A 14,614-nucleotide genomic window follows, 5' to 3' on the forward strand; every position below is an offset into this window, starting at 1 on the left:
ATTTCACACGATGTATAATTTTTTACGGAACATCTTCTCAAATACCTTCTCGCTTTTCATGGCGGCGGCAATCTCCAGTTCTGCAGCGCTATTGGTTTTTAGCATAATCTGAAGACTATCTTGATCAAGATAGCACACCACATCCTCTACACTGCCATACTCGCTACGGTCTAATTTCTCGGCGACACGGGCAAACCAGCTTAATTTTTTCACGATTTCATAATCGTTTTTATCTATGAGCATATTGTACCCTTTCCAATCCTTCTTGAACTCTTCATTTCGATGCATGGCTACGATAAAAGCACACATTACCAACTCCCTGTTGCGCAAGCCGTTTAGCCTTGCATTCAAAGTAAGGTAGAATCCATGTTTATGATGATTATAATAATCCACGTACATGCCAATATCATGGAGGAGGCTTGCAGCTGCTAAGAGCTTTCTCTCCCATGCTCCCATTCCGTGAATTTCCTTTGTTTGATCAAAAATCGATAGGGCCAGCTTTTGTACATGGAAAGAATGATCCATATTTACTTCATAGTTTCTTAGATTATTTTCCACACTATGAAACAACACATCTTGAATAATCTCATCCCCATAATTCAATACCTTAAGATAATTTTGGAAAAATATACCCTCTCTCAGTCCATTGCCGCTAACAATCAGCTTTTCTGCTTTTAGATAATTCATCAATACCTTTATCGGTACCAATCCTCCTACAATGATGTCTGCCCGTTCTTTTCCTACTCCCGGAATATTTTTTCTTTCCTCCAAATTTGCCTTCGTTACCAATTGATAGGCATGGGCCGCTTCCCATTCTTCCATCTGATAATTATGGAGACTCTCTAAAGGGAATCTTATCTTCTTTTTATCTATTTTGGCTAGGCTACGAATGGAGCCACCCAGCCCAACGATAGGTAATCCTGTAACCTGCTTTAGCCATTTCACTTGCTCATACTGTTTTTCCATGAACTGCTCAAGCTTTTTTAACTTCTCCTGGGTAATATCACCCTTATCAAAAAATTTTTCTGTTAAGACCACTGCCCCATAGGGTAAACTCACTGCTTCCTTCAGCCGTCGTTTCTCAACCCAAATCAATTCTGTACTGGCACCGCCTATATCAATAATTATACAATCCTCTATATCAATGGTATTGATTACACCTAAATAATCATAGTAAGCCTCCATCTCACCAGAGATTACTTCAAAGTCAAATCCTGTTTCCTGTTTTACCTTATCTAAAAAGAACTTTTGATTGTTGGCATTTCTTACGGCTGCAGTGGCCACCGTAAATATTTTATCTGCCTGATGGACCTCTATCAGCTTTTTAAACAATTTTAAGACGTATAGGGTTCTCTGAATGGCTAAGGGCTTTAGGGTCATTTCTCCACCCATTCCTTCACTGAGCCGTACCATTTCTTTCGCCTGGTCGACCATCTTATAGGACCCATCTCCATAGATTTTCATGATAATCATTCGAATCGAGTTAGAACCTAAGTCTATAATCGCAACTTTGTTGTTCATCGTTCACCCCACCTTTATTCTTCTTCACATTCCACTGCTATTTCTTGTTGTAATGTAGAATGGTTTGATAAAACAGGTCGAAATATTGGTGCCGTCTTTTCCTCATCATATCTCTTCCTGGTATGGTAAGCTGCCTCACAGAAATAGCTTTGTGAATCGATTCGCTTCTTTCCTCTTCGGTCTATTTTTTTGTACCTTCCTTCACGATTCAGCAGCCTTGCCTTTACTGTGTCTGTTAAGTTCATATTTAAAATCTCTATCACCCGCTGACGCAACAGCTTATCCTCCACGGGAAAGAGCAATTCTACTCTATGATCTAAATTTCGAGGCATCCAGTCTGCACTCGATAAAAAAATATCCTCATTTCCATTATTGTAGAAATAAAAAATTCTGCTGTGCTCTAAAAACCTTCCCACAATACTTCTCACGGTAATATTTTCACTAATATTAGGTATTCCTGGCTTTAAGCAGCAGATCCCCCGTACAATTAGATCAACTTTTACCCCGGCAATAGAAGCTCTATACAGCATCATAATTAACTCCGTATCAACGAGGGAATTCATCTTGGCAATAATGTGTCCACTTTTTCCATCCATGGCATTTCTTATTTCATTTTCTATCAATTGGATAAACCTTTTTCTAAGTCCCTTTGGGGCAGCCTCCAACCTGTGCCACCCAGGGGGTTCCGAGTATCCTGAGAGCATATTGAACAAAGCCGAAGCGTCGGCACCATAATATTCATTACAGGTAAATAATCCTATATCCGTATAGAAATCTGCCGTAATGTCATTATAATTTCCCGTTCCCAAATGAACGTATCTCCGAACCCCATGGGATTCCATTCTTACCACCAAGGTAATCTTACAATGGGTTTTGAGGCCAACCAAGCCATAGATCACGTGACAGCCTGCCTTTTCCAAGCGTTTTGCCCATTGTATGTTGTTCTCTTCATCAAACCGCGCCTTTACTTCTACAAGGACTGTCACTTGTTTTCCTCTTTCGGCAGCTTCTGCCAATGCCTTGACGATGGGCGAATCTCCACTGACACGATAGAGGGTTTGTTTGATCGCTAGTACCTTTGGGTCCCCAGCCGCTCTACGAACAAAGGCTGCAACAGGTTCAAAGGATTCAAAGGGATGATGCAGCAAAATATCCCCTTTGCGTATAGCACGGAAAATATTTTCCTCTTCTAAGAAAGCCCGCGGTATTTGAGGAACATAATGGGGATACTTCAATCCTTCATACCCCTCTAAATCATACATCTTCATAAGAAAAGTCAGATCTATTGGACCGTTGATATAGTATATATCTCCGTGATGAATTTCTAAAACTGTCTTAAGGATATCTACCAACCGTTCATCCATATGGAAATCCACCTCTAGTCGTATGGCAGAACCCCATTTCCTTTTCTTTAATGATTTTTCAATCTCCATCAACAAATCTTCCGCTTCCTCCTCTTGTATGCTTAAATCTGCATCTCGAGTGATTCTATATGGATATGCACAGATCACATCGTGCCCAGCAAATAGCCTTCCAATGAACATGGCCACAATCTCCTCTAGAAAAATAAAGCTTTTTCTTGCTGACTTTTCTCCTGGCAATGGAACCATTCTAGGCAGTACGGATGGAATCTGTACCGTTGCGAAGGTGAAATCTTTTTCAGGTTTTTTTTTGTCAATTAAAATCCCTAGATTTAGACTTTTATTTAAAATTAACGGAAAGGGCCTGCTGGAGTCTACCGCCATAGGTGTTAACACAGGATATACCACTTCCGTAAAATAGTTTTCTAGATAATTTCTTTGGGAAAGGGTTAAACTTTCTCTATCTGCTATCAAAACATCATTTTTCTTTAGCCCAGGAACAAGGGCACGATGAAACGAGGTATATTGTTCATCTACCATTTTATGCGTTCTAAGGGATATTCTCTTTAATTGCTGTTTTGGTGTCAATCCCGAAGGGTCCGGTCTGTGAAAACCAACGTGCACCTGCTGTTTTAGAGAAGCAACGCGAATCATAAAAAATTCATCAAGATTGGAGCTTACAATGGCCAGAAATTTTAAGCGCTCAAAAAGAGGATTTTTACTGTTTCTCGCTTCTTGCAGAACACGATCATTGAATTCTAACCAACTCAATTCTCGATTGATAAAATGCTCCATAGGTTGATCATTGACTTTAGCCATGTCTTATCATCCTCTTCAACTTTAATGGGACTCCCTCCGCAATCTCCGTTCTCAAAAATTGAGCGTCCCCATCCATAGTCCATATGATATCACTTCTTCTCATTCTTTCTGAGCCTCCCAATGGCAAAATTACATATAGTTATGTTACCCATATTTTATTCCCTCCATCATAATTGTTTTAAATTATATCATAAGTACTACGGTTTTGTGTCAATACTATAACTATGACAGATATGATTTGACAGAAAGGAGCTGATATCCTTTGAAAGGTTGTTTACTGCTTCATGGTTTCACCGGTGGATCTTGTGACATGGCTCCCCTTGGAGATATGTTCAATAGAGAGAATATTATCACCCATTGTCCTACCCTCCATGGCCATGACAATCCGAAAAAAGATCTTCATCGATCGACTTACCTTGATTGGATCGCATCGGCCCAACAAGGATACGAAGAGTTATCTCGCCAATGCAGTGAGATTGCAGTCATAGGCTTCTCCATGGGTGGATTGCTTGCCTTCCATTTAACCCAGCAGTATCAGCCAAAGTGCATGGTAACCATGGGTACCCCTATATACTGCCTAGACGGAATAAATATCTTTGAAGATATCTCCCATGCTGTCAAAAGTAAAAACTATCTTCGCCTCCTTGACTATACAACGTTCTTCAGAATTCCTTTAAAAGCTAATTATCACTTTGTCAAAACACTGCGTTCCGCAAAACCCTTGGTGAAAAAATTGAATGTTCCCTTGCTGGTAGTCCAGGGTAAAAAAGATCCTTTGGTCAGGGCAAGAAGCGCCCAATATATTTATGATCATGCACAAACCACTCAAAAAGAAATTAGATACTATGATCAGACCACCCATCGTTTTTGCGATAGCTTTGAAACATCCATGATTTTTGAAGATATCGTCTCTTTTGTCTCAAACCATCTGTGAGATTATCTAGCTATATGGTATGATAAAATAGAGTAAGAATAAAAGGAGTTGTTTTCCTATGAAAATCCAGTTTCTTGGTCATGCATGCTTTTACATAGAGGAAGGTAACTTTAAAGCATTGATTGACCCTTTTTTATCTAGCAATCCCCAAGCACCAAAATCACTTCCTGACTTTCAGCATATTACCCATATTTTCGTGACCCATGGCCACGGTGATCACCTAGGTGATGCTGCCTTAATTTCTAGCAAAAGCAATGCCACTGTAATTACTAACTATGAAATTGCTTCTTACCTAGGCGGGAAGGACATTCCTACCCATGCCATGCATATCGGCGGTCGAACGAAGTTTGACTTTGGTACTGTGAAGATGACGCCCGCCCTTCATGGTTCAGGGATAGAGACCATCGGCGGACTCATTTATGGAGGCAATCCCTGCGGCTTCGTTATTGAGGTTAATGCCAAAAAAATCTACCATGCCGGTGATACCGGTTTGACCATGGACATGCAATTATTAGAAACAGAAAATATCGATGTTGCCCTATTACCTATCGGTGGTAATTTTACCATGGACATTACAGATGCTGTGCGAGCTGTAGAATTTATCAAGCCAAAAAAAGTTATTCCTATGCACTATGATACGTTTCCTGTCATCAAAGCTGACCCTGGTGTTTTTAAAGACCGTGTAAAGGATGTAGAGGTAGTTTCCCTAAAGCCCGGTGAATCCTATAACTTTTAGTACCTTTTATATCTAATGATAAATCCCCTATGATTTGATTCTCATGATCAAACCTTAGGGGATTTTCCTATCTATTCAAGTTTCTCACGAGCAGATTTTTGATACTTTCTCCATGTTCTAGAGATTCTAATCGTTTTAGACCTAAGCTGGTAATCAGCTCCAGTACATTATTGTTATCGAAGGGCGTTTTCATCGTTGTAGATTCGCTATAACGATTTACTTTTTCCGTTGCCTTCTCAACCGAGGCAATGGTCCTGGGCCCGCCTACACAGCCGCCTACGCAACCCATGCCTTCAATAAAGTTGGCCTGAATCTCTCCTTCTAACAGCCTATGCAATCCCTCTTTACAGTCTTTGGCCCCATCAAAGCACACGGATTTAAAGGGAATATCCCTTTGGGTTACTCTTTCCACCGATAGTTCTACTGCCTTACTTACACCGCCAGTCCGGGCGTATACTCGTCCAGAAAAGGAAGCTTCCTCTCGATCATCATCCTCCAATGTTTCCAAATCAATTTCCAATGCCCCAAAGATTTCATGAAGCTCTCTAAAGGTCAATACATAATCGATGGCATCCTTTAAATCTTCAATCTTTGCCTCAGCTTTTTTAGCAATACATGGCCCGATAAAAACAACCTTGGCATTTGGATTTAAAGCTTTTACTACCCTTCCTGATGCAATCATAGGTGATACAGAGGGAGATACATGATCTTCAATATCCTTAAAGTTCTTCTGTATCAGTCCTACCCACACAGGACAACAGCAGCTTGTAATAAAAAAATCCTTTTCTGTTTTTACCATATGATCAAACTCATAGGCTTCTTTTACCGTCAAGATATCTGCAAATACTGCGACCTCAATCATATCTGTGAATCCCATCCACTTTAAGGCAGCCCGCAGCTTCCCTGGTGTCATATTGTCTCCCAATTGACCTACATAAGCCGGCGCAATGGTAGCATATATGGGTTGTTTCTTATCTTGAAGCATCTTTATGAAAGGAATGAACTCAATCTTATCAGAAATGGCGCCTAATGGACATTCACCCATACACTTTCCGCAGCCAAGACATTTGTGCTCTCCCTTCGTACAGTCTAAGTGACCCCTTGGACATTCCTCATCATAGGTATCTTCTCCATGGTATCGATGGCATTCATCACAAATATTTTCTATTACTGCAACCAAAGGACTTTCCACTTGACTCAGCTGTAATGCCTTTTCTACGTCCTCTATGAGGCTGTGCTCTTCACGACTAGGATCTACTCCCATGGCCATCCGTATATAATTTCTTACAATTTTCCGTTCCTTTTCATCGTCAGCTTTTTCTCCGAGTATTTGATCTGGCAATTCTTCAATTCCTTCTTCTAGCCTTCCCTGCCATGCTAACTTGGCTACCTCTTTAAAAATCGACATCCTATATTTTTGCAATCGATTGTTCGTAGTATTTTCCATAACAGCCTCCTGTAATGATGCATATTCTCTTATATTTTCACTCTTACAAGGCACATTTATGCTCATTATGGAATAAATAGCAAAAGACCTACAATCGTAGGTCTTTCACAAAAATCAATTTTAGTTATATCCAATCGCCACTGCCACAAACATAAATATGGAAGCAACCACAAACAATGCAGCTTGCATTTTGATTTGCCATTTAGCCCAATCTCCCCAGCTCATTCTAGCTACACCCAGCACACCCATTAAACAGCCGGAAGTTGGTACAATTAGGTTTGTAAAACCATCACCAAGCTGAAATGCCAATACAGCTACCTGTCTTGTTACCCCCACGATATCTGCTAAAGGTGCCATTAATGGCATGGTTAACGCAGCTTGACCAGAGCCTGATACAACAAAGAAATTGAATACAGACTGGAAGATATACATAAACCACGCAGAAATCATAGGCGGAAGATTTCCTACCGCACTTCCCATACTATGGAGAATCGTGTTTAGAACCGTTCCACTGGCAGGATCTGTTCCTCCTAAAATGATGATAATCCCCTTTGCCATACCTACAACCATGGCTGCCCCCACAAGGTCCGCAGCCCCGCTTTGGAAAGAAGAAGCAATATCATCCAGCTTCATATCATTTAACTTGAAAATCACTCCGATAATACCCGCTATAAGGCCCATTACGAAAAATTGGGAAGCCAATTCTGGAATATAATAACCTTTCTTCACAACACCCCAAATTGTCCAAACCACTGTCAAGGCGATTGTCAATAATACCAATCCATGACCCGTTGTAAATTTTGTTTCAAAATGATCTTTCCCTTGAAAATCATTTCTATAGTATGCATCAGACTCATAGCATACAGACGCCAATGGGTTTTTTTTAATTTTTCTTGCATATACCATGGTATATGCAATACCGATGGCAGTAAACACCACCCACGCCACCATTCTTAATCCTGCACCTGACATTACGGGTACGCCTGACACACCTTGCGCTACTGCCAAGCTGAATGGATTCATCCAAGATGCAGCAAACCCGATTTGCGTAGCCACATAGGTGATACATACTCCCACAATGGCATCATATCCCATGGCAATCACCAATGGTACCAGAATCATAGCAAAGGGAATCGCCTCTTCACCCATGCCGAATACAGCCCCACCTAGGGAGAATAGAATAAATATTACAGGTAGAATAATAACTTCCATCCCTTTTGTCTTGCTGATCATCGCCAAGATACCGGCTTCTACTGCCCCTGTTTTTAATACGATCCCAAAGGCACCTCCGATGACCAAAATAAATGCAACAATACCTACAGCAGAACCCCATTTATCCCCAGAAACAAGACCCTCAAACACATAGTTCAACATCCCTATGCCGCCAAAATCTTCCGTTCCGAAAATAGGAACCGGGTTTTTCACAGTGTTTCCACTCTCATCCGTTACCAATCTAAAGCTGGCTGGATCGAGCACTGTTTTTGTCTTTTCACTTTCCCCCTGCATATACTTTACCTCTTGGACATCAAACTGCCCTACAGGAACTGTATACGTTAAAATAGCACACAATAAAATTACGGCAAAAATGATGACATAGGTATGGGGCACCTTCACCGCCTTCGGCTTCTTTTCTTGCTTTTCCTTCACTTCAACTGACATGCATTAGTCCCTCCTTATAAATAGATAATGAATTGCAAACATGAATAATGCATGAACTATGCCAATCATATTTTCGCTGATTGTACCATGATTATGGCATTCTTACAACCTTTTTGTCCTTTTTTGGCTCTTTATCTCATCCATTTGCAACCATTATACTTCTCCTGCACCCCTGATTTTTTATTTACTAGGAAAGTAGAACTTCCTAGTAAATAAAAAAGAGACTACCATTTCTCAGCAGTCTCCGATTTTCGTGATAACAGATGTATATGGTTATGATCTATGGAACATCCCTTTACTTCCTGGAATCGCTTTATTGATTTATACTAGCTGCTTTACTGCCTCTAGGGCCTTATCGTAGTCTGGCTGCGCTGCAACCTCGCCCACATACTCCACATATCGTACCACATTTTCCTGATCGATAACGATAACGCCTCTCGCCAACAGCCGTAACTCTTCCAAAACAAATCCATATTGAAGGCCAAAGGATAAATCTCGATGATCTGACAAAGTAATCACCTTATCAATGCCCTTGGCACCGCAAAATCTTTTCTGAGCAAATGGAAGGTCCACACTAATGGTCAATATGACCACATCGCCTAATTCTGCAGCCTCTTCATTAAAGTGAATCGTTTGAAGCTCACACACGCCTGTATCTAGGGATGGTACCACACTAACAATTTTCACCTTGTTACCAGCATCCTTTAAACTGTACAGCTGCATGTCATTGGTTAATACCGTAAAATCTGGCCCTTTATCGCCTACCTTTATTTCATTTCCCACCAAAGTCAAGGGATTCCCTTTCATGGTAACAATGCCTGTTCTTTTTGTATTCATCAGCTTGCTCTCCTCTCAAAGATCATTTTCCTTTAACATTATACCCTTCACCGCCATAGATAATCATTTTCGTTATCAAATATACATATATACATATATATAAAAAGAGAATTCTTCAGTGAAAAGAATTCTCTTTTATGCGACTAGCTCTCTTTGTTTTCTTCTGACAATGTCACTATCGGCTTAATAGCCACACTCTCCAGCTTGGTAGGATCAATTTTCTTTGACTTTAACATCTCTAGCAGATTGATTCCCGTAACGGCATCAACAGTTTCAGGCAAGGATGACATGATATCTGTTACATAGGAAGTTATCTTCCCTGCACCCTTTCCACCTTCTCCAGAATCTACAATGACAATCTTCTCTGTCTTTGATAATGGCTCTGCAATAGCCTTTGCCAGTTCTGGCAGTTTCTCAATAATCATCTGGGTCACCGCAGCCTCATTGTACTGCTTATATGCTTCAGCCTTCTTCATCATAGCTTCTGCTTCAGCTTTACCCTTCTCACGAATAATTTCTACCTCAGCCATACCTTCTGCTTTTCGAGCGTCGGCTCGTGCCTGGCCCTCCAAACGAATGGCATTGGCTTTTCCTTCAGCATCTTGAATCTCTCTGTATTTCTCTGCTTCAGCTTGTTTCTCAGCCCGATACTTTTCAGCCTCAGCTTGTTTCTTAATTGTGGACTCCAATTCCTTTTCTTTTCTCAAAGCTTCTTGCTCAGCTAGCTCAATTTCTTTTTGCTTCCTGGCAATCTGAACCTGCATTTCTACATCCGTCAATTCTTTTTCTTTTTCTTTTTTTGTGATTTCTACCTGCATTTGGGTCTCTGTTACTTCTCTCTTTACTTTATTGGATTCAATTTCATAAGCTAGGTCAGAGCTTGCCTTGGCACTTTCCTGCTCTCTTCGATAGGCTTGCACCTTCAGTTCTTTTATCTTCTCGGATTCTGCTATTTGCGTTTGCGCGATCAGGCTGGCCGCTTCTCCTTCACGATTGGCTTCAGCTGTTTTGACTTTAGTTTCCATCCTTGCATTGGCTTCTGCAATCTCTGCATCTCTTTTTACCTCTGCTATTCTTTTCTTACCCAAAGCTTCTAGATATCCGTTATTGTCTGAAATATCTCGAATTGTAAATGCTTTGATTTCAAGACCCATTTCAGCCAAATCTAGGGCTGCTACTTCTTGGACCTGAGAAGCAAATTTTTCCCTATTCTTATAAATATCTTCCACTGTCATGGTAGAAATAATCTCTCTTAATTTTCCTTCCAATACATCCCTAGCAGTTTCCTTAATTACCTCGATGGTCTCTTTCTCATTTCCCGTGTTAAACTGCTCCATGGCTGCCAATATGGATTCTCTATCGGATTTAACCTTCATAACGGCAACCCCGTCAGCTTTGATATCTACACCTTGTTCTGTCAATGCTCCATCGGTTTTCACATAAATCTTCATGTTCTCCAAGGAGATTCTATCTGTTTTTTCAAAGAGAGGAATAACCAATCCCCCGCCCCCTGAAATAACACGTTTCTTCAAACCTGTTACAACCAGTGCCTTATCCTGTGATACCTTACGCCACATGGTTACAATACCAACCATCAGTAAAATCACCACTGCGACAATAAGAATTGGTACCACCCCTACGAATCCTGTAATGTTCATTTACATGCCCCCTTTTTTTGTTCCATCTACATAGTAGACGTTTTTTTGTATATCTATGATTAGCACCTCTTCACCCACCTGTAAATCCTTACCTGAGAAGGATTTTGCAGGAGCTGAATAGGTGTTACCATTGATCGTATAGGTAATCTTCCCATATTTTCCTTCCCTTATGGGCACTGTCACTCGTCCCCGATACCCAATGACCCTGCTTTGGGCAACAGCACTGGTATTCTGAGCCTTATATAAAGGAACCATCACAAGATAATAGATAACAGCACAGAGGGCTAAAGCTCCTGCCAATGCCACAAGTACAATGATGATGGGATGCCATTGCCCCTTATGTTGAAAAATCAATCCCAATCCTCCAAACGTTGTTAGGAAGGTGGCAATCATCATGGGTTTAAAGGGGGAAACTTGAGCATCAAACAGACCCTCATCATCAAAATCTATGTCTACCTCTATGAAGTCCAGCAGCTGGCCCAATAAAAAAGTAATCACTGAATATAAGACCCCTACCCCAAAGAGAATATAAAAAAAGGCTGTCATCCACATCACCCCATCAATACAAATTTTTTCCATTTAAATTATACTACAGTAATATGGAAAAAAAGTTACATTACCATAAAATGTAATGCAACTGTAATATTTTTACTCATTTACATGATAGGGTATTGACTCGATTACCATTGGTATTCAAAATCCACAACCCGTATCACAATAGAAAAAAGATGCGACATAAGATCGAGATCAAGATTGAGATCGAGTAAAGACGGTAGGGGCGCGGGTTTCCCCGCCCGAAGACTCAAGAGATCAGCAGAAGAAGGGCAGGATGACCCTGCCCCTACGGGTTTCAATCTGGATCTCGATCTTGATCTACGGCATTTATGCCGCATCTTTCTACTATTGTCCTATAACTTTCTGATACTCATCTTCAGTGATAAACTCAACTCTAAAATCACCTAAACTTCCCCCTGTGATCCTATCATCCGGAGAATTGTACGTGGCTTCTATTTCATAAAATTCTCCGTGATCTGGTGGGATGATGATAAGATCAGAATAGTATTTTTCTGGAATACTATCGAGGTATGGATACCAATCTGCTTTTGGCCTCACGATGACTGCATGACACCGGAGTTCCTGATTGGAAGAGTTTTTGATCCCTAGCATATAACGAAGTTCTTTTATACTTGGATCTTCGCTACTGCTTTCAAAATGGACAGCCCTGAAGGAGGCCTGTAGATTACTGATTGGGTTTATACGTAAATACAATTGAAAAATGAATGCTGCAAGTACAATAAGTACGTATAACCCCAAATGTCTTTCTCTCAGATAACGCATCAAATATTCTCCTCCCTTTAGAAATCGCTTTTTTTACATATATTTCCATTATATTTTAATATCATAAAAAAAGAAATAAGGAAAAGTTCCTTATTTCTTTTTTTATCTTTCTTTTTTATTCATTCACTACCAGCTGCTTTTCCTTGTTAAAAAAGGACTGATATCCCATCTGAACGAATAAAAATACTGTCAAGGATACACTGCCCAAAATTCCAAGCATAATGGCAATCTGGTATTCTATGGCTGTCAGTGGTGATGTTCCCGATAGGATTTGCCCTGTCATCATGCCTGGTAAAAATACGATCCCCATGCCTACCATGGAATTGATGGTAGGCATAATAGCAGAATCAAAGGCATGATCTACAATGGTTTTAGAAGCCGCTTTAGGGGTAGCTCCCAACATCAAAGCAGTTTCCACCATATCCTTTTTCGCTCTCATCCCATCAACCAGCCGGTCTACACCTAGGGCGATCCCCGTCATGGAATTTCCGATAATCATCCCTGCCAAAGGAACAAAATACTGTGTCTTGTACCAAGGGCTAATTTGTATGACCACAAATAAAAAATATGCGATTGAAAGAAGGGTACCTGATGCCATAGACAGGGCAATCACCTTCTTTAGACCCATAGACAGCTTTCCTTTCACCCGCTTATAGATGTTGAATATGGCAAAGGTTTCCATGACCCCAATCACCAATAGTGTATAACCTGGATGGTCGTTTTCAAATAAATAGGCCAATATATATCCCACGAAAATCAACTGCAGGGTCATTCGAATAGAACTGATTAATATCTCCTTTTCCCTAGATATTCCCTTGATGCGTACAATCACCAAGAGGAAGATCACAAATATATATGCAGACAAAAGCTGCCAAATACCTAAATCGACAATGCCGCTCATTTATTTCTCCTCCTTCATCACATATCGACCTTTACTAATCCTTACAATATTCTCGCCATAGTTTTCTGCAATTAACTTGGCATGGGTTACCATGATTAAGGTCTTATTATATTTTTTTGTATAATTCACCGTTTCCTCTATAATTAGTGTTTCCGTTTCCTCATCTAGGGCTGAAGATGGCTCATCCAGCAGTAATACCTCTGGATCTAATGCAAACACCCTGGCAAGGGCAAGCCGTTGCTTTTCTCCTCCCGAAAGAGTTTCCACTGTCTGATCTAAGCTTTTATTCAAGTGAACCATTCGTAAATATTCCTCTAGTTTCTGATCAGGCAGTAATTCTTTCTCAGAGAAACCTAGTGCAATATGAAAATTATCCCGGATCGTTGATGGAAAGACCACGGGGTTTTGTCCCAGCATGATCACCTTTCTTCTTAATTCCACGGAGTCCATGTTTTGAATACTCTCGTCCTTAAAAAATATCTCTCCCTTTGAAGGACTAATCAGGTTATTTAGCATCTTCAGCAGCGTGGACTTCCCGCTGCCACTCTCTCCTATGATACAGGTAATCTTATGGAGGGGTATGTCCATGCGCTCTACCTGTAATATATCTTTATATTGAATCTCTTTTAACTGAAAAACACTTTCCATTCTCTAACCTCCCAACCTCATAGTTTCCTACTTGTCCATAAACAATGTATTTTTATCAATTTTCATAACCAATTCCACTAGCAGCTGCTGTAACGCTTCTCTCCTTTGAGGTTCAATGGTATGAAAGAAATTTTTTACGAAGTTACGATCTTCCATGATATGCTGTTCTACGATCTTCTCTCCTGATGCTGTCACCATCAGCGCCACTGCCCTTCGGTCTTTTTCACTGCGAATCCGTTGAATATATTCCTTTTCATAAAGGCGGTCTATAATGCCTGTTAATGTTGATGGAGGAATATGATAGTTCTTGGAAATATCCATCACTCTTATACTTTTTTCGAAATAAATCCTTTCCAATACGTACATGTCTTGAGGATGCAGCTGGCACGTTTCCAGCTGATACTGTTCTTTGTATTTGAAGATGTCTATCAAACTGTGCATTAATTTCATCTCATCCAAAACAATCATCTCCTTATCATAAAAAGTATAATACGATAATCGTATTATACGTATATCGTACTATTATTTTTATATTTTGTCAATTTCCATATTTTTGAGTCATGTTGATCTTTCATATTAATTATTGAATGTAGTCCTTATTTATCGTAGGGAACGTGCCCCTGTGCCGTTCCGCCGTGTTGTATTATGAAAATTGTATGCGGACGAGTTTACACGGCATTTGCAATGACATTTCTACTTAAAACGGAATGCCACAGGGGGCATTCCCTACAATAATCTCACTCATTGACATCTTT

At 40.3% G+C, this 14,614-nt stretch carries 13 protein-coding genes; 2 read left to right on the top strand and 11 right to left on the bottom strand.

Annotation, left to right across the window (positions count from 1 at the left end; all coding sequences use genetic code 11):
* Positions 1–3 precede the first annotated feature (3 nt).
* Both ppx and K0R93_RS16260 read right to left on the bottom strand, forming a co-directional pair.
* The gene (gene ppx / locus K0R93_RS16255) at positions 4–1,521 is read right to left on the bottom strand and encodes an exopolyphosphatase (protein ID WP_300303424.1); all 1,518 of its coding nucleotides are present in this window, start codon (positions 1,519–1,521) and stop codon (positions 4–6) included.
* 14 nt (positions 1,522–1,535) lie between these two features.
* The gene (locus tag K0R93_RS16260; protein ID WP_300303427.1) at positions 1,536–3,701 is read right to left on the bottom strand and encodes an RNA degradosome polyphosphate kinase; all 2,166 of its coding nucleotides are present in this window, start codon (positions 3,699–3,701) and stop codon (positions 1,536–1,538) included.
* A 262-nt stretch (positions 3,702–3,963) separates the two neighbouring features.
* Here K0R93_RS16260 and K0R93_RS16265 point away from each other — a divergent pair, with 262 nt between their 5' ends.
* Together K0R93_RS16265 and K0R93_RS16270 are read left to right on the top strand one after the other, a co-directional pair.
* On the top strand, positions 3,964–4,635 hold the full coding sequence (locus K0R93_RS16265; protein ID WP_300303430.1) for an alpha/beta hydrolase: 672 nt from the start codon (positions 3,964–3,966) through the stop codon (positions 4,633–4,635).
* A 58-nt stretch (positions 4,636–4,693) separates the two neighbouring features.
* Complete coding sequence (locus K0R93_RS16270) at positions 4,694–5,371, top strand: metal-dependent hydrolase (RefSeq protein WP_300303433.1); 678 nt, start codon at positions 4,694–4,696, stop codon at positions 5,369–5,371.
* A gap of 67 nt (positions 5,372–5,438) precedes the next feature.
* On the opposite strand, the gene K0R93_RS16275 is transcribed toward K0R93_RS16270, so the two are convergent.
* The 9 genes from K0R93_RS16275 to K0R93_RS16315 all read right to left on the bottom strand — a co-directional run bounded on the left by K0R93_RS16275 (position 5,439) and on the right by K0R93_RS16315 (position 14,309).
* Positions 5,439–6,818 (bottom strand): [Fe-Fe] hydrogenase large subunit C-terminal domain-containing protein, encoded by a 1,380-nt coding sequence (locus K0R93_RS16275; protein ID WP_300303436.1) that lies wholly within the window; start codon positions 6,816–6,818, stop codon positions 5,439–5,441.
* A 120-nt stretch (positions 6,819–6,938) separates the two neighbouring features.
* Positions 6,939–8,477, bottom strand: coding sequence for a putative basic amino acid antiporter YfcC (gene yfcC / locus K0R93_RS16280; protein WP_300303439.1), 1,539 nt, complete (start codon positions 8,475–8,477; stop codon positions 6,939–6,941).
* A 321-nt stretch (positions 8,478–8,798) separates the two neighbouring features.
* Positions 8,799–9,314 carry a thiol peroxidase gene (gene tpx / locus K0R93_RS16285; RefSeq protein ID WP_300303442.1) on the bottom strand — a complete coding sequence of 172 codons (516 nt, stop codon included), beginning with the start codon at positions 9,312–9,314 and terminating at the stop codon, positions 8,799–8,801.
* Between the two features lie 143 nt (positions 9,315–9,457).
* A complete protein-coding gene (locus tag K0R93_RS16290) occupies positions 9,458–10,972 on the bottom strand; it encodes a flotillin family protein (protein WP_300303445.1) in 1,515 nt (504 codons plus the stop codon).
* Positions 10,973–11,518, bottom strand: a complete 546-nt coding sequence (locus tag K0R93_RS16295; RefSeq protein WP_300303448.1) for a hypothetical protein — start codon at positions 11,516–11,518, stop codon at positions 10,973–10,975. It lies immediately after the preceding gene.
* 354 nt (positions 11,519–11,872) lie between these two features.
* Complete coding sequence (locus K0R93_RS16300; protein WP_300303451.1) at positions 11,873–12,310, bottom strand: hypothetical protein; 438 nt, start codon at positions 12,308–12,310, stop codon at positions 11,873–11,875.
* 115 nt (positions 12,311–12,425) lie between these two features.
* Positions 12,426–13,211 (bottom strand): ABC transporter permease, encoded by a 786-nt coding sequence (locus K0R93_RS16305; protein WP_300303454.1) that lies wholly within the window; start codon positions 13,209–13,211, stop codon positions 12,426–12,428.
* Complete coding sequence (locus K0R93_RS16310; RefSeq protein WP_300303457.1) at positions 13,212–13,859, bottom strand: ABC transporter ATP-binding protein; 648 nt, start codon at positions 13,857–13,859, stop codon at positions 13,212–13,214.
* Between the two features lie 27 nt (positions 13,860–13,886).
* Entirely contained in the window at positions 13,887–14,309 is a 423-nt protein-coding gene (locus tag K0R93_RS16315; RefSeq protein ID WP_300303498.1) for a MarR family winged helix-turn-helix transcriptional regulator, read from the bottom strand.
* Positions 14,310–14,614 lie beyond the last annotated feature (305 nt).

This window comes from Anaerosolibacter sp. (assembly GCF_029240175.1).
Lineage (GTDB): Bacteria > Bacillota > Clostridia > Peptostreptococcales > Thermotaleaceae > Anaerosolibacter.

What these genes read in the sequence shown, in the direction of transcription:
- K0R93_RS16270 (WP_300303433.1), top strand. Translation starts at nt 4,694, where the DNA reads ATGAAAATCCAGTTTCTTGGTCATGCATGCTTTTACATAGAGGAAGGT.
- K0R93_RS16300 (WP_300303451.1), bottom strand. Translation starts at nt 12,310, where the DNA reads ATGCGTTATCTGAGAGAAAGACATTTGGGGTTATACGTACTTATTGTA.
- K0R93_RS16290 (WP_300303445.1), bottom strand. Translation starts at nt 10,972, where the DNA reads ATGAACATTACAGGATTCGTAGGGGTGGTACCAATTCTTATTGTCGCA.
- tpx (WP_300303442.1), bottom strand. Translation starts at nt 9,314, where the DNA reads ATGAATACAAAAAGAACAGGCATTGTTACCATGAAAGGGAATCCCTTG.
- K0R93_RS16260 (WP_300303427.1), bottom strand. Translation starts at nt 3,701, where the DNA reads ATGGCTAAAGTCAATGATCAACCTATGGAGCATTTTATCAATCGAGAA.
- K0R93_RS16305 (WP_300303454.1), bottom strand. Translation starts at nt 13,211, where the DNA reads ATGAGCGGCATTGTCGATTTAGGTATTTGGCAGCTTTTGTCTGCATAT.
- K0R93_RS16275 (WP_300303436.1), bottom strand. Translation starts at nt 6,818, where the DNA reads ATGGAAAATACTACGAACAATCGATTGCAAAAATATAGGATGTCGATT.
- K0R93_RS16310 (WP_300303457.1), bottom strand. Translation starts at nt 13,859, where the DNA reads ATGGAAAGTGTTTTTCAGTTAAAAGAGATTCAATATAAAGATATATTA.
- ppx (WP_300303424.1), bottom strand. Translation starts at nt 1,521, where the DNA reads ATGAACAACAAAGTTGCGATTATAGACTTAGGTTCTAACTCGATTCGA.
- K0R93_RS16315 (WP_300303498.1), bottom strand. Translation starts at nt 14,309, where the DNA reads ATGAAATTAATGCACAGTTTGATAGACATCTTCAAATACAAAGAACAG.
- K0R93_RS16295 (WP_300303448.1), bottom strand. Translation starts at nt 11,518, where the DNA reads ATGACAGCCTTTTTTTATATTCTCTTTGGGGTAGGGGTCTTATATTCA.
- yfcC (WP_300303439.1), bottom strand. Translation starts at nt 8,477, where the DNA reads ATGTCAGTTGAAGTGAAGGAAAAGCAAGAAAAGAAGCCGAAGGCGGTG.